The following is a 23143-nucleotide window of genomic DNA, read 5'->3' as shown; positions in this document are numbered from 1 at the left end:
GTACGATACAAACAGTCAATTGGACGGAGAACACTGTCAGTTACGGGAAAACTCGGCAAAAGTGCTCAGCACGTGCTCGATTTGCCCGGCGCTGACGTCCAGATGAGTGACCAGACGCAACCGTGATGCGGCGCTGAGCTTGATCCCGCGCTCGGCGGCGAACGCCTTGAGCGCCTCGGCCCGGTCCCCCATCTCTACATACACCATGTTGGTCTGCACCGGCTCGACACTGTAGCCCAACCGCCGCAGGCCATCGGCCAGCAATTGTGCATGGGCGTGGTCGTCAGCCAGACGCTGTACCTGATGGTCCAGGGCATACAGCCCCGCTGCCGCCAAACCGCCTGCCTGGCGCATGCCGCCACCGACCATCTTGCGCAGGCGCCGGGCCTTGGCGATCAGTTCCACCGAGCCACACAGCACCGAGCCCACCGGCGCACCAAGACCTTTGGACAGGCACACCGACACCGAGTCGAAATGCTCGGCAATCACCCGTGCATCCACCCCCAGCTTGACCGCTGCGTTGTACAGCCGCGCGCCATCCAGATGCAGGGCCAGCCCGTGTTCCCGGGTAAAGGCCCGCGCCTGGGCCAGGTAGGCCAAGGGCAGCACCTTGCCCTGCATGGTGTTTTCCAGGGCCAGCAGGCGGGTGCGGGCAAAATGAAAGTCATCGGGCTTGATGGCCGCAGCCACCTGGACAAGGTCCAGCGAACCGTCAGCCTGCAATTCCAGTGGCTGGGGCTGGATAGAGCCGAGTACCGCCGCGCCCCCGCCTTCATATTTATAGGTATGGGCCTGCTGCCCGACGATGTACTCGTCGCCCCGCTCACAGTGAGCCATCAAAGCCAGCAGGTTGCTCATGGTGCCCGAGGGCACGAACAGCGCCGCAGCAAAACCCAGGCGCCGCGCCAATTCACCTTCCAACCGATTGACTGTCGGATCTTCGCCGTACACATCATCCCCGGTGGGCGCACTGGCCATGGCATCGAGCATGCCAGGGGTCGGCTGGGTCACGGTGTCACTACGAAGATCGATCACGCTCATCACATCTGGCCTCGGCTGTGGGACCTGCAAGGTCCGCTCTTGAACAGGGGGAACTCCCTTTCGAAACGAAACTGCGGCCATGGCCGGCAATAATCAAGCAACAACTGTAGAAAAGCCTGAGTCTGGCGTTGAAAAATCCGATGAGAATTATCCAAAAGGTGCGATGCGTCTCGCGAGGATCTGTGTTAAAAACTCACCGCCCGCGAAAAATTGCGGGCAAACGTTCTCAGGGCGGGGTGCAATTCCCCACCGGCGGTAATTGCGTGCAATGCGCATAGCCCGCGAGCGCTTGGCGAGACCGGTGGCTTGGCCACAGGTGACGACAAGGTCAGCAGACCCGGTGTGATTCCGGGGCCGACGGTCATAGTCCGGATGAAGAGAGAACGGGATTGGCGCCAAAGGGCCGTTGCCGGGCAGTTCGTGGGAAATCCACGACCGTTCTGCGCGCACCCTTAAATCCCATTCGATTCATATATGCCCTGTTTTTCACACAAACAGGAGTCAGAACAGATGCAACCCACTGCAATCGATAGCAAAAGCAAACACCACCCCAACGAGCGCGTCGCCTTTATCCAGGCCTGCTGGCACAAGGAAATCGTCGATCAGAGCCGTCAGGGCTTCGTCACTGAAATGCTCGCCCAGGGCTATCAGGAATCCGATATCGACTTCTTCGAAGTCGGCGGCGCCTTCGAAATCCCGCTGCACGCCAAACTGCTGGCCAAATCCGGTCGTTATACCGGGATCGTTGCTGCCGGCCTGGTGGTGGACGGTGGCATCTACCGTCACGAGTTCGTCGCCCAGTCGGTCATCAGCGGCCTGATGCAAGTGCAACTGGAAACCGAAGTGCCGGTCTTCTCGGTGGTGCTGACCCCGCATCATTTCCATGCGGGTGAAGAGCATCAGAAGTTCTTCTTCGAGCACTTCGTGCACAAAGGCCAGGAAGCGGCAAGAACCTGTGCCGACACCCTGCAGAAGGTCCGCGCCCTGCGCCGTAACGAGCAGCGTGCGGTAGCGGTTTAAGCGTTAGCGGTATCGCCGGCAGGCCGGCTCCTGCGGGGGCCCGGCTTGCCGGCGAACCTCAGGCCAGGCCGTCGGCCGTGGCCGGCACAATCAGAATCCCTGCGCGCAAGCCGTTCTTCACCTTGGGATTGGGGAAAATGATCCGTGCCCCCGTCTCCTCGATGACCCAGCGGGTCTGGGCGATATCCTCGGCCAGCAGGTAACCCACTTCCAGTTCGGAAAAGTTCTCGATGTCTGCCGGCAGATGCAGGTGGAAGCTGTCGCTGTGCTTGATGACTTCCCGAGCCACGCTGAACAACTGCAACCCGTCGAGGCTGTCCTGCTCCGCAGGTGGTTCGCTACCGTCGATGATCTGCTTGAGCCGGGTTTCCAGGCGTTCGACATTGACCCCCTGGTTCTGCCCGAATGGCCGTGCCTTGCCCAACTCCAGGGTGAAGGACTCGGCCCCCAGCTGATCGTAGGTGTAGGCACTGAAGACGATGGAGGGCTTGTTCTGCAACAGCACCGCTTCCATACCGGCAGCCCGCAGGCGGGCCAGCTCGCGACGTGAATGCTGACGCCCGTCCTTCCATGGGTACAGGGCAAACTGCTCGATCTTCGAGCCGCGGATTGCCGTGTGCAGGTCGTAGTGCAGGCGCTGGCGATCGGGCTGGCTGAAGAAGCTCGCCGCCAGTCGCTCCAATTCACAAGCGCGCAGGGCTTCGAAACCACTGCTCGATTCATGCCGGCCATTGAATAGCCGGTTGACGTCCTGTTCGACAAAACGCTCGCCGCGGCGCATGGCCTCGGGGTTGCCGAACAGGAACAGGATACGTGCGCGGGGCTTCAGATCGCCCCGGGCGATGTCATGCAACAAGCGGTCGAGCAGCTCGATGGGAGCCGTCTCGTTGCCATGGATTCCCGCTGACAGCAGCAGGTCCAGGCCGTTATCGCGAGCCTCGGGCGGCCGCACTTCCAGCGCCCCCTCGCTCAGCCAGCGCATGCGCACGCCGTCGACAGTCAGTTGAGTCTTCTCCGCCGGTTCACGGCCGGCGAGGGTCAGTTCAAGCAGTTTGCCGAGGGCGAGCATAGAGCGGACTTCCTTAGTGGGCGTGGCCGCAGTCAGGGCCGTGCACGTGATCATCGTCACCGGCATCGGCCGGCTCCATTTCCAGTTGCAGGCTGACCAGGTTGGTCGCCAGTGGGCGCAGCAGCAGGCTGGCGTATTCCGCATCGCCTTCTTCCACATCCACGCCGATCAGCAGCTGGCCGCGGCCGTCCTGCTGGATCCACACTTCCTTGCCCTGCCACAGCACGGCGAAGCGGGTGCAGGACGTTTCCAGCTGAGTGCCGTCGGTGTCTTCAAGGATCAGCTGCAGGGTATCGCTCATGGGTCGGTTCTCATCTGGGGTAAAGCTGCGCGCCCGGGATCGCCGGGCGCTGGCTTTCAATTGATCTGGAAGGGATAAACCGCGCCCAGTTTAAGGATTTGCGTCAGTTCATCCAGTGCCGTCCGGCACTCAAGCAGCAGTTGCGGGTCCGCCAGGTCGCTTTCGCTCAGGCGGTCGCGATAGTGCTTGCCGACCCATTGGGTCAGGGTGTCGTACAACGGCGCGGTCATGATAACCCCAGGATTGACCGCCGCCAGCTCGGTTTCCTTGAGCGCCACGCGCAAGCGCAGGCACGCCGGGCCACCGCCGTTCTGCATGCTCTGCTTGAGGTCGAAGACCTTCACTTCACGAATCAGCCCGCCAGAGCTGGTGAGGCTTTGCAGGTACTGCCAGACCCGCTCGTTGCCGCGGCATTCCTCGGGCACGATCAGCAGCATCGAGCCGTCGGCGCGTGACAGCAACTGGCTGTTGAACAGGTAGGAGCGCACGGCATCTTCCACCGTCACCTGCGAACGCGGCACGCAGATCGACTGGAAGTTGCCCCCGCGCTTGCCCAGCTTGCCCTGCAACTCGGCGAGCATCTTATCGGTCTCGAGGAAGGCGTCCTCGTGATAGAACAACACCTCGCCATTGCCCACCGCGATCACGTCGTTGTGGAACACGCCCTGGTCGATCACCGAAGGGTTCTGCTGGGCATAGACCACCCCTTCCTCGCTCAGGCCATGCAACCTGGCGACGGCCTGGGAAGCTTCCAGGGTCTGGCGCGCCGGGTACTTCTGCGGTGCCGGGTAGCGAGTATCGAAAGCACTGCGACCGAAGACGAAGAACTCCACGCCGGCCTGCCCATAGTCACGGCAGAAGCGCGTGTGGTTGGCGGCCCCTTCGTCGCCGAACTGCGCTACCGCCGGCAGGGCCGCGTGATGGGCGAAATGCTTCTGGTCGGCGAACATGGCCCCCAGCACGCGGCTGGTGGTGGGGTGCTCGATGCTGCGGTGGTATTTGCAGTTGAGGTTGGCGGCAGTGAAGTGCACACGGCCATCGGCGGTGTCGGCACTGGGGCTGACCGTGGCGGCGTTGGCCACCCACATGCTCGATGCCGAGCAACTGGCGACCAGCAATGGCATCGCCTGCTTGGCGGCCTGCTGGATGACTTGGGCGTCTGTTCCGGCAAAACCCAGGTTGCGCAGGGCGGCCACGTCCGGGCGCTCTTGCGGGGCGAGCACGCCTTGCTGAAAGCCCATTTCCATCAGCGCTTTCATTTTCGCCAGGCCTTGCAGCGCCGCTTCCCTGGGATTGGAGCCCTGCTGGCTGTTGCTCTGGGAGGCAACGTTGCCGTAGGACAGGCCGCCGTAGTTATGGGTCGGCCCCACTAGCCCGTCAAAATTGACTTCATAGGATTTCATCAGCGAGGCTCCACGAATCTGTTTGTTATAGGCAATCGATATCTACACATGGCGAACGCGCTGCGCTCGTTCGCCGGCAAGTCGGCTCCTGCACAGATCTGCAGGAGCCGGCTTGCCGGCGAAAAGGCCACGCCAATCAGGACAGGCGCACACCCGGCGTCAATGCGCTCGGCAGCACCAGGCTCGGGGTTTCCAGGGAAGCCACCGGGTACGCGCAGTAGTCCGCCGCGTAATAGGCACTGGCCCGATGGTTGCCCGAGGCCCCCACGCCACCGAATGGCGCGCTGCTGGCGGCGCCGGTCAACTGCTTGTTCCAGTTGACGATACCTGCTCGACTTTCCAGCCAGAACTGCTGGTAGCGCTCGGCGGAGTCCGACAACAGACCGGCTGCCAGGCCGTACTGAGTGTTGTTGGCCTCGGCGATCGCGTCATCGAAATCAGCGTAGCGGATCACTTGCAGCAACGGCCCGAACAGTTCCTCATCAGGGCGCTCGGCCACGGCGCTAACGTCCAGGATGCCCGGGGTCAGCAAGGCGGCCTGGGCCTGGGGCTGGGTCATTTCCAGCAAGGCTACGGCGCCGTTGGCCAACAGCTGCTGCTGCGCATCCATCAGTGCGCGGGCGGCGCCCAGGGAGATCACCGAGCCCATGAACGGCGCAGGCTGCTGGTCAAACGCGCCGACCTCGATGGTTGCGCTGACCGCCACCAGGCGCGCCAGCAACGTGTCACCCCAGGCGCCTTGCGGCACCAGCAAGCGCCGCGCGCAGGTGCAACGCTGGCCAGCCGAGATAAAGGCCGACTGGATGATGGTGTACACCGCAGCGTCCAGGTCGGCGACCTGCTCCACCACCAGGGGGTTGTTGCCGCCCATTTCCAGGGCCAGGATCTTGTCCGGGCGCCCGGCGAACTGCTGGTGCAGGTGATTGCCGGTACGGCTGGAACCGGTGAAGAACAACCCATCGATACCCGGATTGGCCGCCAGGGCGATGCCGGTTTCCCGAGCGCCTTGCAGCAGGTTCAGCACACCGGCCGGCAGGCCGGCTTCGATCCAGCACTGCACCGTCAGCTCGGCGACTTTCGGCGTCAGCTCGCTGGGTTTGAACAGCACGCTGTTACCGGCCAGCAAAGCGGGAACGATGTGCCCGTTAGGCAGGTGGCCAGGGAAGTTGTAGGGGCCGAACACCGCCACCACACCGTGGGGCTTGTGCCGCAGCACGGCGGTGGCGTCGCCCAGCGGGCCGCTCTTCTCGCCGGTACGCTCGCGGTAGCTCTGCACCGAGATGGCGATCTTGTTGACCATGCTGGTGACTTCGGTGGCAGCTTCCCACAGCGGCTTGCCGGTTTCCTCGCCAATGCAGCGGGCCAATTCGTCGGCACGGCTCTTCAGGCTGGCGGCAAAGGCTTCGAGCACGCTGATGCGCTCTTCCAGGGAACGCTTGGCCCAGGCCGGAAACGCCTGGCGGGCAGCCTGCACGGCGCTGTCCACTTGTGCGGCAGTAGCACCGTTACCCGACCAGATGACCGCCTGGGTCACCGGATTGACCGAGGTGAAGGCCTCGCCCTGACCGGCCAGCCATTGGCCGGCAATGTACAGCGTGCTCATTGTTTCGACTCCCGAGAAGCAGACAGCGGAACCGCGCGGACCTGGTCGCCGGCGTTGAGTTGCAGGCGCTTGGCGGTCAGGGGATCGACCACCAGGGTGCCGGCGGCAAAGCGCGCCGGTGCCGCGGTGATGCGGCAGTCCTCGCGCTTGCGGTTGTGGATCAGGAACGGCGTGGCGTCGTCGCCCGGGGTGCCGATGGCCAGCACCAGCGCCTGGCTGTCACGCACTGCGCGGATCTTGCTGGTCTCGCACTCCACCGCCGGGCCGGCGTCGAAGATGTCGACATAGCCCTGGTAGCTGAAGCCTTCGCTCTTGAGCATGGCCAGCGCCGGCTCGGTGTCGGTGTGGACCTTGGCGATGACGTTGCGCGCATCTTCGGACAGGAAACAGGTATAGAGCGGGAACTTGGGCATCAGCTCGGCGATGAAGGCCTTGTTGCCGACGCCGGTCAGGTAGTCGGCCTGGCTGAACTCCATCTTGAAGAAGTGCCGGCCCAGGCTTTCCCAGAACGGCGAGCGGCCATTCTCGTCGGACATGCCCCTCATCTCGGCAATGATCTTGTTGCCGAACAGCTGCGGGAACTCGGCGATGAACAGCATCCGCGCCTTGGCCAGCATGCGGCCGTTGAGGCCGGTGCGGTAATCGGCATGCAGGAACAGCGAGCACAGCTCGGAGTTGCCGGTCAGGTCATTGGCCAGGAACAGCGTGGGGATCTCGCGGTAGATGTTCAGCTCCTGGGAGGCGCTGACCGTCAGGCCCACCCGGAAGTTGTACCAGGGCTCGCGCAGGCCGACGGCGCCGGCGATGGCGGAAATGCCCACCACCCGGCCGTTGTCGTCTTCCAGCACGAACAGGTAGTCCGCATCGCCGCGCTCGGCTTCACCGCGAAAGGTCTTTTCCGCCCAGCCGACCCGGTGGGTCAGGCGCTCTTCGTTGGCCGGCAAGGTGGTGAGGCCAGTGCCGGTGCTGCGGGCCAGGTCGATCAGCGCGGGTAAATCGCTGCTGCGTACGGGACGAACGATCATGCTATCTCCTCAGACGCAGGCCGCTGGCGGCCTGCGCGAAACTCGCTGCTTCTAGGCTTGCTTTCCAGGTAGTGAAAGCAGGCGTTAAACCGCCACCAGGCGCACGCTGGCGCCTTCGCCGACGCCCAGGGCTTCGGCGGCTTGCAGGTCCAGGGTCACCGGTTTGCCCGGGGCGTAATCCAGCTCCAGCAACACCGCGCGGTAATCCTGCAACTGGCCATTGGAGACCAGGTACTGGCGGCCGCCGCCCTTGGCTGCTTCACCGATCTTCACCGGCACCACGCGGCTCTGGGCAATCGAGCGGATACCCGAGACCCGCGCATGCAAGGTCGGGCCACCGTCGAAGATGTCGATGTAGTGATCGGTTTCAAAACCTTCGCGCATCAAGATGTCGAAGGTGATCTGTGCCCGCGGGTGCACCTGGCCCATGGCTTCCTGGGCCGCATCCGGCAGCAGCGGCACGTAGATCGGGTAATGGGGCATCAGCTCGGCGAGGAAGGTCCGGCTTTTCAGGCCGCACAGGCGCTCGGCCTCGGCGTAGTTGAGGTCGAAGAAGTTGCGCCCGATGGCATCCCAGAACGGCGAGTCGCCATGCTCATCGCTGTAGCCGACGATCTCGGTCACCACCGAATCGGCGAAGCGCTCCGGGTGGCTGGCGACGAACAACAGGCGGCCGCGGGAGTTGAGCTCCGACCAGGCCGAGCCCACCAGCTCCGGTACCACGTAGAAACTGGTCAGCAGGCTGTTGCCGGTGAGGTCGTGGCACTGGGACAGGACGTGGATCTTGTTGTGGATCTTCAGCTCGCGGGAGGCGTGGACGAAGGTTTCGTTGCGAAAGCTGTAGAACGGCTCGGAGTAGCCGGCCGAGGCGACAATCGCCGAGCAGCCCACCAGCTTGCCGCTGTCGGTGTCTTCCAGGACGAAAAAGTAACTCTCTTCACCGTTGAAGCTCACTTCAGCGGCGAACGAAGCCTCGCTTGCGGCGATCTTGTCGCTCAGGCGATCCACATCATCCGGCAAGGAGGTGACACCAATCGGGCTGTCTGCAGCCAGACGCTGTACCTCGCCCAGATCAGCCATTTGCGCGGGGCGCATCACCAGCATGGTGTCACTCCTTACTCTAAAACAGGTCGGAAACCGTCCGACTCAGGGAAAAAAATGCCGGGATAGCCCGGCACAGGAATTAGGCTCGACGCCGGCCGCAAAGGCCGGCGCCGAGAAGCACCGCCGCCCTGGATCAGGCTTGAGTCAATTTCGCCACGGCGCGCTCGAAGCGGTCCAGGCCCTGGTCGATATCGGCATCCTCGACCACCAGGCTCGGCGCGAAGCGCACCACGTCAGGGCCGGCTTGCAGGATCATCAGGCCTTCTTTCTCGGCCGCGTTGAACACGTCCTTGGCCTTGCCCTTCCAGGCCTCGCTGAGCACGCAGCCGAGCAACAGGCCCAGGCCGCGGACTTCAGTGAACAGGCCGTACTTCTCGCCGATCTGCAACAGACGGGTCTTGAAGCGGTCGTGCTTGGCTTTCACACCATTGAGCACCTGTGGGGTGTTGATCACGTCGATCACCGCCTCGGCCACCGCACACGCCAGCGGATTGCCGCCGTAGGTGGTGCCGTGAGTGCCGACTACCAGGTGCTTGGCCAGCGCTTCGGTGGTCAGCATCGCCGCGATCGGGAAACCGCCGCCCAGGCTCTTGGCGCTGGTGAGGATGTCCGGGGTCACGCCGTAATGCTGATAGGCGAACAGCTCGCCGCTGCGGCCCATGCCGGTCTGCACTTCGTCGAACACCAGCAGCGCGTTGTGCTGGTCGCACAGCTCGCGGGCGCCTTGCAGGTAGGCCAGCTCGGCCGGCAGCACGCCGCCCTCGCCCTGGATCGGCTCCAGCACCACGGCGCAGGTCTTGTCGGAAACCGCGGCTTTCAGGGCGGCCAGATCGTTGTACGGCACATGGGTGATGCCGGTGATCTTCGGACCGAAGCCATCGGAGTACTTGGACTGGCCACCCACGTTCACGGTGAACAGGGTACGGCCGTGGAAGCTGTTCAGGGCCGCGATGATTTCGTACTTCTCGGCGCCGAAACGATCGTGAGCCACGCGACGGGCCAGCTTGAAGGCGGCCTCGTTGGCTTCTGCGCCGGAGTTGCAGAAGAACACGCGCTCGGCGAAGGTGGCGTCGATCAGCTTGTGGGCCAGGCGCAGGGCCGGCTCGTTGGTGAAGACGTTGGACACATGCCACAGTTTGCCCGCTTGCTCGGTCAGTGCGCCTACCAGGGCCGGATGGGCGTGGCCCAGTACGTTGACCGCGATGCCGCCGGCGAAGTCGATCAGTTCCCGACCCGACTGATCCCATACTCGGGACCCCGCGCCACGCACAGGAATGAAGGCCGCAGGTGCGTAGTTGGGAACCATCACCTGGTCGAAATCGGCGCGTTGCACCGGAGCTTGCTCAACGGACATCGGAGTCTCCTGAAGAGGAACACCCGCCTGAAACTGGCGAGCGATGGAGGGATTGTAAGGACAGTTTTGTGCCCGGCCTTGTCGCCAAGCGACAACTTCTTATAGCGCCAACCCAGGTTTTAAGCGGGTTTATGGCAATGCGACAAATAGCGTCGCAAAGGCGCAGTTTAAACTGCGCACAGCCTCAGCGGCAGATTTGCCGGGCAATTTGCCCAAGGTAATTACCCAGGTAGTTACGTGGCGGGCAGCCCCAAATCTCGAAAAGGTTATCGACGTTACGACAAGAGGGCGTCGAACGGGATTTTGCGGGCGAACGGGTGGCCTGTGGGATTCGCCGGCAAGCCGGCTCCTACAATACGGGGTCAGCCGCGCTCGGAAGGCACGGAGGAGAGTTCGAACGGGCTGCTGCTGCGCCGCTGATTGCGATCTTCGCGCGGGGTGGCGCCAAAGAAGTTGCGGTAAGCGCTGGAGAAGTGCGGGCCGGAAGAAAAACCACAGGACAGGCCGATCTGAATGATCGACTTGCTGGTCTGCATCAGCATCTGCCGGGCCTTGTTCAGGCGCAGCTCCAGGTAATACTGGCTGGGCACGCGGTTCAGGTACTGCTTGAAGATCCGCTCCAACTGACGACGGGAAACACAGACGTGCTGGGCAATCTCGTCGGTGGTCAGCGGCTCCTCGATATTGGCCTCCATCAGCAGCACTGCCTGGGTCAGCTTCGGATGGCTGGAGCCCAGGCGATTTTGCAGCGGGATACGCTGGCGCTCGCCACCTTCACGAATGCGCTCCACCACCAGTTCCTCGGACACCGCACCGGCCAGCTCGGCGCCATGATCCCGGGCCAGCACCGCCAGCAGCAGGTCCAGCACCGACATGCCACCGCACGCAGTCAGGCGATCACGGTCCCAGTCGAACAGATGGCTGGTGGCGATGACCTTGGGAAAACGCTCGGCGAAATCATCCTGCCAGCGCCAGTGCACCGCTGCCCGATAACCATCGAGCAAACCCAGTTGTGCCAAGGGGTAAACCCCGGCTGACAACCCACCAATCACACAACCGGCACGCACCAGCTGCTTGAGGGCACTGCTCAAGCCGGAACTCATCGGCGCCGGCGGCTCGTCCGCCAGCAGGAACAGTTTCTGACAACCTTCCAGCTTGCCCGCCCAAGGCTCGCCCGGCAGTTGCCAGGCGCCTTCGGCCGGGGCCTCAGCCTGCAGGAAAGCCAGCTCATAGACCACTTCCGGGTGCACCCGCTGGGCAACACGCAAGGCCTCCTCAGCCAGCGCCAGCGTCAAGGCTTTAGTGCTGGGCCAAATCAGGAAACCAATTCGATGGGCAGTCATGGCGGGCAATCCGAAACGAAAACAAGGTGAGAAGCCAAGGGCGGCAGCACCAAGTTAGACCATCTGGCGCGCGGTGCGCAGCATGACCTAATTTGGTGCACAACGGCAGCTATTACTTGAGGCTGCCCGAGAGGAATTGTTGCAAACGTTCTGATTGCGGGTTCACCAGCACTTCACGCGGGTTGCCGCTCTCTTCCACCACACCCTTGTGCAGGAACACCAACTGGTTGGACACCTCACGGGCAAAGCCCATTTCGTGGGTCACCACCACCATGGTCCGGCCTTCCTGGGCCAGGGCCTGCATGACCTTCAGGACGTCGCCCACCAGTTCCGGATCCAGGGCCGAGGTCGGCTCGTCGAACAGCATGACTTCCGGTTCCATCGCCAGGGCCCGGGCAATCGCCACCCGTTGCTGCTCGCCACCGGACATGTGCCCCGGATAGGCATCCTTGCGGTGCGCCACACCGACCTTGGCCAGGTAGTGCTCGGCCTTCTCGCGAGCCTCGGCCTTGGACACACCCAGCACATGCACCGGCGCTTCCATGATGTTTTCAATCGCGGTCATGTGCGACCACAGGTTGAAATGCTGGAACACCATCGACAGGCGCGAGCGCATGCGCTGCAGCTGCTTGGGATCGGCGGCCTTCAAGGCGCCGTCCTTGTTGGCTACCAGCTTCAGCTCTTCGTTGTTCAGCAGGATCTTGCCCGCATGGGGCTGCTCCAGCAGGTTGATGCAGCGCAGGAATGTACTCTTGCCCGAGCCACTGGAGCCGATGATGCTGATTACATCGCCAGCTGCGGCCTTCAGGGACACGCCCTTGAGCACTTCGTGACTGCCATAGCGCTTATGCAGGTCTTGGACTTCAAGTTTGTACATGCGGTCGGTTCTCACAAAAACAGTCAGTCGTTGAGCAAGCGCCCGTGACGCAGCGCTTCGCGCCCCGCCACCTTGGCCAGCCAGAAACCGGGTTGGGCATAACGCAGCCGCTCAACGGCGAACAGCACGCCGCTGGTGCCAGCACACACCGTGCTGACCCGATCGGATAGGGGATCAATCACTTCAAAAACCGGCTCGCCCGCCTCCACCCAGCTACCGGCCGGACGCAGAAAGCTCACCACGCCGGGGTGCGGCGCATACAGCAGTTGGGTGCCTTCGAAAGGCATGGCCTCGCAGGCTTCGCGCCCGGGGGCCGGCCAATCACCGGCAATCAACCCCTGCTCGGCAAGAAACGCCAGGATGCCTTCGGCGTGCGCTTGGGCCTGAGGCCGCCCGGTGTCGGCCTGGCCGCCCAGCTCGAGGGTGGTTGCCAGGCAAGCCAAGGGGATCTGCGCTTCAGGGAACTGCCGCGACAGGCGCAACCAGGGCAACGAGCAGGCTTCGTCGAACGAACTGCCACCGGAATCTTCCGCCAGCAGGCCGACCTTCACATCCAGGTGCGCGGCCAGGGAGCGCCACTGCGGCCAATGCTGCGGCAATGCATACATGTGCAGCGCCGCCTCGGCATCGCAATGCAGGTCCAGCACCACATCAGCGCTGCAGGCATGGCTCAGGAGCACCCGCTGCATGCCCTGCAACTGGCTGGACGCCGGCGGTAGCTCAGCCAGCACCTCGGCCATGGCCTGGCGAATCAGGCGCACATTGGCGTGCGGATCATCCCCCAGGCGCCCTTGCAGGCGCTGGCCGACCGGCTCGCTCAACTCGACGAAATCACGGTTGAAGTTCTTGCCGCTGCCGGCCTCGAAACGCCCCTGGTGATTGCCTTGCAGCAACTGGCCCAGGCCCAGCGGGTTGGCCACCGGCACCAGTTCGATGACGCCGCTGAGAGCCCCCTGGGCTTCCAGTGCGCCGAGGCGCTTCTTCAGCTCCCAGGCAGTACGCATGCCCGGCAACTCGTCAGCATGCAGGCTGGCCTGGATATAGGCCTTGCGCTCGCCGCTGCCGAAACGGAACACCGAGATATGCCGCTCGCTACCCAGGTGATTCCAGGGCAATGGATGATCAATGCGCTCCATATCAGTGCTTCCGCGGCGCCAGGTAGCGCAGCCAGCGGCCTTCGGCCAGCTTGAACAGGCGCACCAGGATAAAGGTCAGGCACAGGTAGAACACGCCGGCGGTGATGTAGGCCTCGAACGGCAGGTAGTACTGCGCGTTGACCGTCCGCGCCGCGCCGGTGATGTCGATCAGGGTCACGATGGACGCCAGACTGGTGGTCTGCAGCATCATGATCACTTCGTTGCTGTACTGCGGCAGCGCGCGGCGCAGAGCCGACGGCAAGAGAATGCGGCGGTACATCTTGTAGCGCGACATGCCCATCGCCTTGGCCGCCTCGATCTCGCCATTGGGCGTGGCCTTGAGGCTGCCGGCGATGATTTCCGCGGTGTAGGCGCTGGTGTTGATGGCAAAGGCCAGGCAGGCGCAGAAGGTCGCGCTGGACAGCCAGGGCCAGAGGAAACTCTCGCGCACCGCTTCGAACTGAGCCAGGCCGTAGTAGATCAGGAACAGCTGCACCAGCATCGGCGTGCCGCGGATCACATAGGTGTAGAGCCAGGCTGACATGTTCACCAGCGGCTGCTTGGACACCCGCATCAGCCCCAGGGGCAGCGCCACCAGCAAACCGAAGAACAGCGACAGCGCCAGCAGTTTCAGGGTGGTCAGCAGGCCGCCGAAGTACAGCGGCAGGGCCTCATAGATGACGTTGTAGTCGAAGATCATAGATCAGCCGCCCTTACGCCTACCGAGTAGCGCTTCTCAAGGTAACGCAGTGCCAGCAACGAGACACTGGTGATCACCAGGTACATCGCCGCCACTGCAAGGAAGAAGGTGAATGGCTCGCGAGTGGCATCCGCCGCCTGCTTGGCCTTGAACATCATGTCTTGCAGGCCCACCACGGAAATCAGCGCGGTCGCCTTGGTCAGTACCAGCCAGTTGTTGGTGAAGCCGGGAATCGCCAGGCGAATCATCTGCGGCACCATCACCCGGAAGAACACCTGGAAGCTGCTCATGCCGTAGGCCATGCCGGCTTCCGCCTGCCCCTTGGGGATCGCCATGAAGGCGCCACGGAAGGTTTCGGAGAGGTAGGCACCGAAGATGAAGCCCAGGGTGCCGATACCGGCCGCCAGCGGATTGAGGTCGATGTAATCGTCATAACCCAGCAGCGGCGCCACCCGGTTGAGCAGATCCTGGCCGCCGTAGAAGATCAGCAGGATCAGCACCAGGTCAGGAATACCGCGGATTACCGTGGAGTACAGGTCGCCCAGCCAGGCCAGCCAGCGCACCGGCGAGAGGCGCAGCGCAACCCCGATCAGACCCAGAACAATGGCCAGGGCCATGGACGACAAGGCGAGCTGAAGCGTCAGCCAAGCGCCATCGAGGATGACAGCCCCGTAGCCTTTCAACATGATTCAGGTCCTCGAAAATTGGGATGAAAAAATGGCGCAAACTTCAGAGATTCTGCTGCTTGCGCCATCTCGGACTGACTGATTCGACGGTCTTACTTGCCGTAGATGTCGAAGTCGAAGTACTTGTCCTGGATTTGCTTGTACTTGCCGTTCTCACGAATGGCAGCGATGGCGGCGTTGATCTTGTCCAGATCGGCCTTGTCGCCCTTGCGCACGGCGATCCCTACGCCGTCGCCGAAGTATTTGACGTCGGTGAAGGCCGGACCAACGAAGGCGAAGCCCTTGCCAGCGTCGGTTTTCAGGAAGCCGTCATTCAACAGGGTAGCGTCCGCCACGGTGCCGTCGAGGCGACCGGCGGCCACATCCAGGTAGATTTCGTTCTGCGAGCCGTAAGGCTTGATCTGCGCCCCCAGGGGAGCCAGCACTTCACGGGCGAAACGCTCGTGGATCGAACCGCGCTGCACGCCGATGTTCTTGCCCTTGAGCTCGGCCAGGCCGTCGCTGATCTGGGTACCGGCCTTCATCACCAGACGCGCCGGGGTGTTGTAGTACTTGTTGGTGAAGTCCACGGATTTCTTGCGATCTTCAGTGATCGACATGGACGAGAGGATGGCGTCGATCTTGCGAACCTTCAGGGCCGGGATCAGGCCGTCGAACTCTTGCTCGACCCAGACACACTTGACCTTCATCTCTTCGCACAGGGCGTTGCCGATGTCGTAGTCGAAACCGACGATGCTGCCGTCCGGCGCCTTGGAGGCAAACGGAGGGTAAGCCGCTTCGATACCAATTTTCAGGGGCTTTTCATCGGCAAAAGTCGGCAGGGAGAGCACGGACAGTGCCAGGGCGCCAAGAAGCACGAGTTTCTTCATCTTAGAACTCCATCGGTAAAGGGCGAAAACGGCAGAGTGAGCGACAGCCCAATATGCGAATGGGTGAAACAGCAAATAGCGGCGCTGCGGCCCGGGCAGCCCGCAGGGGGCTCACACACAGGCAACGACGAGCGAGTGACCGGCATTCTAACGACAGGCTGGAAGCCGATATTTCCTCAATGCGACAACAAATTACAGAAGCATCGAGAATGCCTGGCCAGCGCATTGACAGCTCTTCAATTCTATGCAAGAGCGAAAGACGGGGAACCGATCTATGCTGCAAATTGCGGGCCTATTATTGGCAAAGCCTTCTATTCCGGCAAGCGCAGCGTGATGACTTATTTTTTATAAGGGTATAAAAGGCCCTGAAATGGGGCCCGGCGTTTCCCATTGCCCCGAAAGTAGGCGCGAGGTTACATCTTCGGCCGTACCGGTAACATTCGGATACACCGAAGGGATAAATCCGATATTTATTCGCCCCTTCTTCGCGGGCAAGCCGGCACCTGCAACAGCCACGCAGAGGGCTTTGCGGCCCATCTCCACCGCACAAAAAAGCCCCGCCCGGCACAGGGCCGGGCGGGGCTGGGTGACTCGAAAACCGCCTCAGGCGACGTTCATGGTCTTGTGGGTATCGATCAGGTGCTGCACCACACTCGGGTCAGCCAGGGTCGAGATATCGCCCAGACCGTCGTACTCCGCCGTGGCGATCTTGCGCAGAATCCGCCGCATGATCTTCCCGGAACGAGTTTTCGGCAGGCCCGGCGCCCATTGGATGACGTCCGGCGAGGCGATCGGCCCGATTTCCTTGCGCACCCAGTTCTTCAATTCCAGGCGCAGGGCTTCGTTCGGCTCTTCGCCACCATTGAGGGTCACATAGACGTAGATGCCCTGCCCCTTGATGTCGTGAGGCACGCCCACCACCGCCGCTTCGGCGACCTTCGGGTGCGCAACCATGGCGCTTTCGATTTCGGCGGTACCCATGCGGTGCCCGGAGACGTTGAGCACATCGTCCACCCGACCGGTGATCCAGTAGTAGCCATCTTCGTCGCGACGGGCGCCGTCACCGGTGAAGTACATGCCACGGAAAGTCTTGAAGTAGGTATCGACGAAACGATCGTGGTCGCGGTACAGGGTCCGTGCCTGGCCTGGCCACGAGTCGAGAATCACCAGGTTGCCCTCGGCCGCGCCCTCGATGATGTTGCCCAGGTTATCCACCAGGGCCGGCACCACGCCGAAGAACGGACGCGCTGCGGAACCCGGCTTCAAGGCATGCGCCCCCGGCAGCGGGCTCATGAGGGTGGCGCCGGTTTCGGTCTGCCACCAGGTGTCGACGATCGGGCAGCGGGACTGACCGACGTTCTTGTAGTACCAGTCCCAGGCTTCCGGGTTGATCGGCTCGCCCACCGAGCCCAGCAGGCGCAGGCTGCTGCCATCGGCGCCTTCGCAGGCAGCGGTGCCCGAAGCCATCATGGCGCGGATTGCGGTCGGTGCGGTGTAGAGGATGTTGACCTTGTGCTTGTCGACGATCTTCGCCACCCGAGTGACATCCGGGTAGTTCGGCACCCCCTCGAACAGCACGGTGGTGGCGCCGTTGGCCAGCGGGCCGTAGACAATATAGGTGTGGCCGGTGACCCAGCCGACGTCGGCGGTGCACCAGTAGACTTCGCCCGGGCGGTAGTCGAACACCCGCTCATGGGTCAGCGACGCATACAGCAGGTAGCCGCCGGTGGTGTGCTGCACGCCCTTGGGCTTGCCGGTGGACCCGGAGGTATAGAGGATGAACAGCGCTTCTTCGGCGCCCATCTCTTTCGGCGCGCAGACGCTGCCGGCGACTTTCATCAAGTCTTCGTACCAGATGTCGCGGTGCTGGTTCCACTTGATGTTGCCACCGGTGCGCTTGCACACGATGACCTTCTGAATGCTGCTGGTTTCCGGGTTGGTCAGGGCATCGTCGACATTGGCCTTGAGCGGCACTTTCTTGCCGGCACGGATACCTTCGTCGGCAGTGATCACCACCTTGGAGCGGCAGTCGATGATGCGCCCGGCCAAGGCTTCAGGGGAGAAGCCGCCGAACACCACCGAGTGGATCGCGCCAATGCGGGTACAGGCCAGCATGGCCACCACCGCCTCGGGAATCATCGGCATATAGATAGTCACCACGTCGCCGCGGTGCACGTCCTGGCCACGCAGGGCGTTGGCGAACTTGCAGACTTCCTCATGCAGTTCGCGGTAGGTGATGTTGCGGCTTTCGGAAGGATCGTCGCCTTCCCAGATGATCGCGATCTGATCACCGCGCTCGGCGAGATGGCGATCCAGGCAGTTGTAGGAGACGTTCAGGGTGCCGTCGGCGAACCACTTGATATCGACATGGTGATCGTCGAAGGAGGTCTGCTTCACCGTGGTAAAAGGCTTGATCCAGTCGAGACGCTTGGCCTGTTCGCGCCAGAAACCGTCCGGGTTCACGACCGACTGCTGGTACATGGCCTTGTAGGTCGCCTCGTCAGTCAGCGTATTGGCCAAAACCTCGGGACGAACGGGATACAGAGAAGCCGCACTCATCTTTCTTACCTCGGTGACATAGTTGTTTTTGTATGACCCCGTTGTAGCCGGGGGGCGTCTATAGAACCATTCGACGATGGTAGTAACAACCCCCTGCGAAATACCCCTTCATTTGCCAAACCCCTTCAAGAATGCGCCTTACAGCGATATCCACCCTACCCAAAAAAGTTCCAGCCAGCTGCCAAACAGCCCTTTTTCGGCGATTGTTACAAAAACTGTCAAAGGTGTTTATCAAAAGTACGCCTATATGACTGCGCCCCCCGCGCCTAAAATCTGCCTCGCCCAACAGGCAATCTGATTAACCAAGTTGCAGCCCCCACGAAGGCAGTTAATCAAACTTCTACTCAAGTTCCACACGCAGCCCCATAAAGGCTGCGTGACCTCACACGACCTTAGAAAGGTAAAACGCAAATGAAAGCTTTATTAGTTCTGGCCCTCAGCAGTCTGTGCGTAACCGCGATGGCTGATGAGATCCCGACTGATGTCGCCAACCAGCAAGTACCGGTAGAGGAATACACTTACTCGACTGATCTGGATATCGCCAAAGTTATCTCCATGAGCGAAGTTCCAGAAGTATGCGAAGTTGTACCAGCGCGCATGGAATATGAAGACTCCCACGGCCAGCGGCATATTCTTCAATATCGCGTAATGGGCAACGGTTGTTCTAACGGCTAATAGCAAAGTTCATTGCACATACCTTGATGACTGCCGGCCGCAAGAAATCCCTCTTGCGGCACAGATGCCTGGTGACTACCCACCCATGGGCAGCAAAAGGCCTCAGCCTGACGACGTGCGAGCCCGGCAATCGCACGCACCTTTCCTCCTGAGGTTGCTGGCCTCCTCATGGCACCGCCCACCACCTTGCGAGCAACTCCAGCGACGGCTTCGACGGAGGAAATCCGGCCACCCCCTGAAGACCTGCTCCAAGAGATTTCCCAAGGCAAGACCGAGCGATTCGAGTTGTGTTCAAAACCTCAAAAAGGCTTGCAAAAACACAACATCTAGTAAAATTGGCTATTTTTTGGCCATTTCCGGCTGTTTTTTTCAAGCGTGAAAAAAAATCTTCAACCGCCAAAGCCTTGTAAACCCGCGCTCTGCTCCAAGTCCCCCCCCTTCTCGGGCTCGCCTGCGCCCATCGGTCGCCCCACGCCCCCGAAAATATCCTTATAATGCGTCCTCAAAACGGGCCTGCAACATTCCCTTACCGGATGAAAACGACCTGCTGAATCCTGCGCAGGAGCTGGTACGCCAAGCTCCGCCCGACAGCGGTCACCAGGCACCCGGACACGTATTTCTGTTTATTGCCTGCGTTCACTGCTGCAACAAACGATTTCCAATGATTTAACGCGGCCAGCGTGCCGTGTGAAAAACCACCCCTTTTGTTTTCACACGGGCATCTGGCCCTCGAGCAGGAGACGACACGTCATGCTGAGCTGGGACGAATTCGACAAAGAAGAAGGTGAAGTTGCGGTCAAAGGCGCCAACGCCGGCCACGCTACTGAAGCCAACATGGACCGCCTCGACAGCGCCGGTGGTGCCGCCGCTCTTGAAGCCCGCGCCGTGACCGCCAGCGACTCCGCTGCCGTTGCCCGCGCCAAGGCGTCTCTGGATCAGCTCGACATCGCCGAAGGCCTGGCTGAACTGGAAGGTTCTTCCGCCCGTGTCGCGGTTGACGAGAAGCGCATGATCAACTGCCGCGCCGACCTCAACCAGCTGGTGCCGTTCAAGTATGACTGGGCCTGGCAGAAGTACCTCGACGGCTGCGCCAACCACTGGATGCCGCAAGAGGTCAACATGACCGCCGACATCGCCCTGTGGAAAAACCCGGAAGGCCTGACCGACGACGAGCGTCGCATCGTCATGCGCAACCTGGGCTTCTTCTCCACCGCCGACTCCCTGGTTGCCAACAACCTGGTACTGGCCGTGTACCGCCTGATCACCAACCCGGAATGCCGCCAGTACATCCTGCGCCAGGCGTTCGAAGAGGCGATCCACACCCACGCCTACCAGTACTGCATCGAATCGCTGGCCATGGATGAAGGCGAGATCTTCAACATGTACCACGAGATTCCATCGGTCGCGAAGAAAGCCGCCTGGGGCCTGAAGTACACCCGTTCGATCTCCGATCCGAAGTTCGAAACCGGCACCGTCGACACCGACAAGGAACTGCTGCGCAACCTGATCGCCTACTACTGCGTTCTGGAAGGCATCTTCTTCTATTGCGGCTTCACCCAGATCCTGTCCATGGGCCGTCGCAACAAAATGACCGGTGTCGCCGAGCAGTTCCAGTACATCCTGCGCGACGAATCCATGCACCTGAACTTCGGCATCGACGTGATCAACCAGATCAAGATCGAAAACCCGCACCTGTGGGATGCCGAGATGAAGGAAGAAGCGACCCAGATGATCCTCCAGGGCACCCAACTGGAGATCGAATACGCTCGCGACACCATGCCGCGCGGTGTACTGGGCATGAACGCCGCGATGATGGAGGACTACCTCAAGTTCATCGCCAACCGTCGCCTGTCGCAGATCGGCCTGAAGGAAGAGTACCCAGGTACCACCAACCCGTTCCCATGGATGAGCGAGATCATGGACTTGAAGAAAGAGAAGAACTTCTTCGAGACCCGCGTGATCGAGTATCAGACTGGCGGCGCCTTGAGCTGGGATTGATTCCCGGATCAATGACACAAACAAGAAGCCCTGACCTGGTCAGGGCTTTTTTATTGGCCGCACCAATCTACACAGGGACTGGTTCATCAAAGTACGTGCAGGCGGCATGACCTGCCGCTATAAAGAACCCTCTTCCGCTTAAGGATCAAAGCGCCCATGAAATTCGATACTGCGTACTGCATCAGCCTCGACGACAAGTTGTCGATCTATGACGTGCGTGATCTGAATTTCGATGAAACCCTGGTCTTCGATTCGGCCAGGGAAAGTTTCCAGTGCCCCAACGATGAATGCCGCGCAGCGTTCGATAGCACTAATCAACTGGGCACTTTCAACGCCAAGAACGTCAACTACATCCGCACGCCGCATTTCAAGAACCTGCCCGCCACGCTTCATATGGAAGGATGCCCTTATGGGGTCAGCAAAAGCGCCGGTAGCGTGGAAGGCACCGCGACCGAAGAGGAACGCGAGGAGCATTTCCCCTCGGAGCTGCTCTTAAGCCGCCGTGAATACGTGCGCAAGCCGGCCAGCCCGCAAGCGGCAGTGGATGCCCCACAGGACACTCCGCCAGCCGCTAAGGCCAGTTCGCACAAGCCCCATCCCGGGCGCGACACTACCCCGGACAAGACCAGCGTCTTCGCCCACCCAGTGGAGTGCTTTGTGTCGAACATCGACGACAAGGAACTGCTCAAGCGCATGCCGCTGAAGGTCGGCGAACACACGGCCAGCTACGCCTCGTTCTTCAAGAAGATCGAGTACCTGCTGGACAACAAGGGGCTGATCTACTGGGGCAAGATCAAGGAGATCAAGGATTACACCCAGAGCTTTCGCATCGATTTCGAGCAGAAAGTCTGGTTCAAGGCCGAGGGCGAAACCAAGAAGAAGCCCTACTCGGTCAATGTCTACCTGAGCAAGAAGCTGATCGACAGCTACCGCAAGCGCAAAGCCTTCCTCGAGGAGATCAAGGGCGCCGCCGACAGCCAGCGGGAGCTGTACTGTTTCTTCTATGGCGTGACGCCGGCGCTCAAGCAAGTGCCGAGCAAGAAAGACCCCGAGTCGACCTTCGGGGTCTTCAGCGCCAATATCGAGAACCTGGATCACTTCGTGATCCGTGAGGCGCCGGGGCTGGAAGCAAAATAACCTCCTTCGGTTTCAATGCTTGGGCAGCTCCAGAGCGACGGCCCCGGGGTGCTTCCTGACCAACGCATACGGCAGCACCGCCCACTCAGGCCCGTCACAGGCCCGCGCTACCCGAGGAAAGTAGGCCTTGAGGAACAGCCCCTTGGGAGTGAAGTACCAACTGTTATCGCCCCAGACGCTCTCATCGCTGTAGTTGCAGCCCTCGTCGGGGTCGGTCGGCTCGCGCATCTTGTCGGGGTACAAGGCGCGAAACTGCTGGACCAGCCAGGGTGCCAGTTTTTCCTGGTTGTATTCGTAGAGGCCTGTGCGCTCAGCTTCGGTGAGACGAGTGTCTCCTTTGCCATTGCGGTCGCTGTGCAATAGCGGTTGGCCTTGCCCCACCCAGAGCACATCGGACAGTGACAACGGGTGGCCACTGTTCACGTCGATATTCATGGGGGAGTCGCCAAAGTCCGGGTGAGCACCGCCGCAGGAATAGCTGGTGGAGATATTCACGCTCAGTACCGCCGGTGAGAAGAACTGTGGTTTCACCGTCTGCATGAATTCGCCCCCCTGGGAGCCGGCTCCCAGCAGGCACTCGTGGTAGGCGCTCACCTCGCGCCACAGACGCTCCATCAACAACTGATTGAGACGCTGTTGCTGAGCTTCCGGGTAACCGCCGACCACCTTGAACATCGACAGCTTCGACCCTGGCTCGCTCCACCATTGCAGGGTGTAATCCATGAAGCTCTGCTGCTTGCCCTGCTTGAGGGCCAGGCCCTGCAGGCGCAGGTATTCGTACAGATCATTCGGATAAAGCTGCGCCAGATAGGGCAACGCATCCGGCTTGGGCGCCTCAGCCTTGGCCGTGGACAACTGCACATCGAGAGTCTTGCCCTTGGAATCCTGCCACTGTCCCTGCCAGCCATCGCCAGTTTGCTGCAACTTGAAGGTGGGCAGGGCCGCCTGCTCATCGTCAGGGCGGCCTCCTCCTTCCCGCAGCTCCAGCGTCTGCCCGACAAGCGTGCCGTTGAGTGCCAGATCATGGTGATACTTCTGATAGAAATATCGCCCTGTGACGTCCTTGGGATCGTCGGTATTGATTTCCAGCACAATCGGCATCTTGCCCAGAGTGCCGCTGAGAACCTGTCGAGAGGGCGAGGCCTGCAGGCCCTGAAGGTAGATACACAGCAACAGGGCACCGAGGATCTGGCGCATCAATCCGTTGAACATGGAAACTCCCTTGCATGAAAAGGCCGCCAGC

At 61.5% G+C, this 23143-nt stretch carries 20 protein-coding genes and 1 riboswitch; of the genes, 4 read left to right on the top strand and 16 right to left on the bottom strand.

Going from position 1 to position 23143, the window contains the following annotated elements; translation table 11 throughout:
* Nucleotides 1-36: 36 nt before the first annotated feature.
* Complete coding sequence (gene ltaE, locus AC1RL5_RS22210; protein ID WP_072450986.1) at nucleotides 37-1041, bottom strand: low-specificity L-threonine aldolase; 1005 nt, start codon at nucleotides 1039-1041, stop codon at nucleotides 37-39.
* Between the two features lie 218 nt (nucleotides 1042-1259).
* Nucleotides 1260-1430, top strand: a riboswitch (FMN riboswitch).
* Between the two features lie 121 nt (nucleotides 1431-1551).
* Here ltaE and AC1RL5_RS22205 point away from each other — a divergent pair.
* Entirely contained in the window at nucleotides 1552-2061 is a 510-nt protein-coding gene (locus AC1RL5_RS22205; protein ID WP_011062764.1) for a 6,7-dimethyl-8-ribityllumazine synthase, read from the top strand.
* A 58-nt stretch (nucleotides 2062-2119) separates the two neighbouring features.
* Here AC1RL5_RS22205 and astE read toward each other — a convergent pair whose 3' ends face one another.
* The 14 genes from astE to acs form a co-directional block, all read right to left on the bottom strand.
* Nucleotides 2120-3130 (bottom strand): succinylglutamate desuccinylase, encoded by a 1011-nt coding sequence (gene astE / locus AC1RL5_RS22200; protein WP_011062765.1) that lies wholly within the window; start codon nucleotides 3128-3130, stop codon nucleotides 2120-2122.
* 13 nt (nucleotides 3131-3143) lie between these two features.
* Nucleotides 3144-3431: a hypothetical protein gene (locus AC1RL5_RS22195; RefSeq protein ID WP_011062766.1), complete on the bottom strand. Its 288-nt coding sequence runs from the start codon at nucleotides 3429-3431 to the stop codon at nucleotides 3144-3146.
* Between the two features lie 56 nt (nucleotides 3432-3487).
* The gene (gene astB, locus AC1RL5_RS22190; protein ID WP_011062767.1) at nucleotides 3488-4834 is read right to left on the bottom strand and encodes an N-succinylarginine dihydrolase; all 1347 of its coding nucleotides are present in this window, start codon (nucleotides 4832-4834) and stop codon (nucleotides 3488-3490) included.
* A 136-nt stretch (nucleotides 4835-4970) separates the two neighbouring features.
* Nucleotides 4971-6437: a succinylglutamate-semialdehyde dehydrogenase gene (gene astD, locus AC1RL5_RS22185; RefSeq protein WP_103289428.1), complete on the bottom strand. Its 1467-nt coding sequence runs from the start codon at nucleotides 6435-6437 to the stop codon at nucleotides 4971-4973.
* The gene (gene astA, locus AC1RL5_RS22180; RefSeq protein ID WP_011062769.1) at nucleotides 6434-7462 is read right to left on the bottom strand and encodes an arginine N-succinyltransferase; all 1029 of its coding nucleotides are present in this window, start codon (nucleotides 7460-7462) and stop codon (nucleotides 6434-6436) included. Before astA ends, astD begins: the two co-directional genes overlap by 4 nt.
* Nucleotides 7463-7546: 84 nt before the next feature.
* Nucleotides 7547-8566 carry an arginine/ornithine succinyltransferase subunit alpha gene (gene aruF / locus AC1RL5_RS22175; protein ID WP_011062770.1) on the bottom strand — a complete coding sequence of 340 codons (1020 nt, stop codon included), beginning with the start codon at nucleotides 8564-8566 and terminating at the stop codon, nucleotides 7547-7549.
* A gap of 133 nt (nucleotides 8567-8699) precedes the next feature.
* A complete protein-coding gene (locus AC1RL5_RS22170) occupies nucleotides 8700-9920 on the bottom strand; it encodes an aspartate aminotransferase family protein (protein WP_011062771.1) in 1221 nt (406 codons plus the stop codon).
* Nucleotides 9921-10282: 362 nt separating this feature from the next.
* On the bottom strand, nucleotides 10283-11263 hold the full coding sequence (argR, locus tag AC1RL5_RS22165; RefSeq protein WP_011062772.1) for a transcriptional regulator ArgR: 981 nt from the start codon (nucleotides 11261-11263) through the stop codon (nucleotides 10283-10285).
* A gap of 112 nt (nucleotides 11264-11375) precedes the next feature.
* The gene (locus AC1RL5_RS22160) at nucleotides 11376-12140 is read right to left on the bottom strand and encodes an ABC transporter ATP-binding protein (protein ID WP_011062773.1); all 765 of its coding nucleotides are present in this window, start codon (nucleotides 12138-12140) and stop codon (nucleotides 11376-11378) included.
* Nucleotides 12141-12163: 23 nt separating this feature from the next.
* On the bottom strand, nucleotides 12164-13276 hold the full coding sequence (locus tag AC1RL5_RS22155; RefSeq protein ID WP_492589426.1) for a succinylglutamate desuccinylase/aspartoacylase family protein: 1113 nt from the start codon (nucleotides 13274-13276) through the stop codon (nucleotides 12164-12166).
* 1 nt (nucleotide 13277) lies between these two features.
* Nucleotides 13278-13976: an ABC transporter permease gene (locus AC1RL5_RS22150; RefSeq protein ID WP_015636682.1), complete on the bottom strand. Its 699-nt coding sequence runs from the start codon at nucleotides 13974-13976 to the stop codon at nucleotides 13278-13280.
* Nucleotides 13973-14662: an ABC transporter permease gene (locus AC1RL5_RS22145; RefSeq protein WP_011062776.1), complete on the bottom strand. Its 690-nt coding sequence runs from the start codon at nucleotides 14660-14662 to the stop codon at nucleotides 13973-13975. The genes AC1RL5_RS22150 and AC1RL5_RS22145 overlap by 4 nt, the downstream gene beginning before the upstream one ends.
* Nucleotides 14663-14754: 92 nt before the next feature.
* Nucleotides 14755-15531 (bottom strand): ABC transporter substrate-binding protein, encoded by a 777-nt coding sequence (locus AC1RL5_RS22140; protein ID WP_072450716.1) that lies wholly within the window; start codon nucleotides 15529-15531, stop codon nucleotides 14755-14757.
* Nucleotides 15532-16134: 603 nt separating this feature from the next.
* A complete protein-coding gene (gene acs, locus AC1RL5_RS22135; protein ID WP_011062778.1) occupies nucleotides 16135-18090 on the bottom strand; it encodes an acetate--CoA ligase in 1956 nt (651 codons plus the stop codon).
* 411 nt (nucleotides 18091-18501) lie between these two features.
* Here acs and AC1RL5_RS22130 point away from each other — a divergent pair, with 411 nt between their 5' ends.
* From AC1RL5_RS22130 to AC1RL5_RS22120, 3 genes are all read left to right on the top strand, one after another.
* Nucleotides 18502-18765 (top strand): DUF2790 domain-containing protein, encoded by a 264-nt coding sequence (locus tag AC1RL5_RS22130; protein WP_011062779.1) that lies wholly within the window; start codon nucleotides 18502-18504, stop codon nucleotides 18763-18765.
* 750 nt (nucleotides 18766-19515) lie between these two features.
* Nucleotides 19516-20763 (top strand): ribonucleotide-diphosphate reductase subunit beta, encoded by a 1248-nt coding sequence (locus tag AC1RL5_RS22125; protein WP_011062780.1) that lies wholly within the window; start codon nucleotides 19516-19518, stop codon nucleotides 20761-20763.
* 156 nt (nucleotides 20764-20919) lie between these two features.
* Nucleotides 20920-21900, top strand: coding sequence for a hypothetical protein (locus AC1RL5_RS22120; protein WP_072450717.1), 981 nt, complete (start codon nucleotides 20920-20922; stop codon nucleotides 21898-21900).
* Nucleotides 21901-21912: 12 nt separating this feature from the next.
* Here the strand turns inward: AC1RL5_RS22120 and AC1RL5_RS22115 are convergent, their stop codons facing one another.
* Nucleotides 21913-23112, bottom strand: coding sequence for a hypothetical protein (locus AC1RL5_RS22115; RefSeq protein WP_103407700.1), 1200 nt, complete (start codon nucleotides 23110-23112; stop codon nucleotides 21913-21915).
* Nucleotides 23113-23143 lie beyond the last annotated feature (31 nt).

It is taken from the genome of Pseudomonas sp. GW822-FHT06D10 (assembly GCF_058799535.1).
Note: the sequence above shows the minus strand (reverse complement) of the source record. Positions and strands in the feature narration are given on the sequence as shown.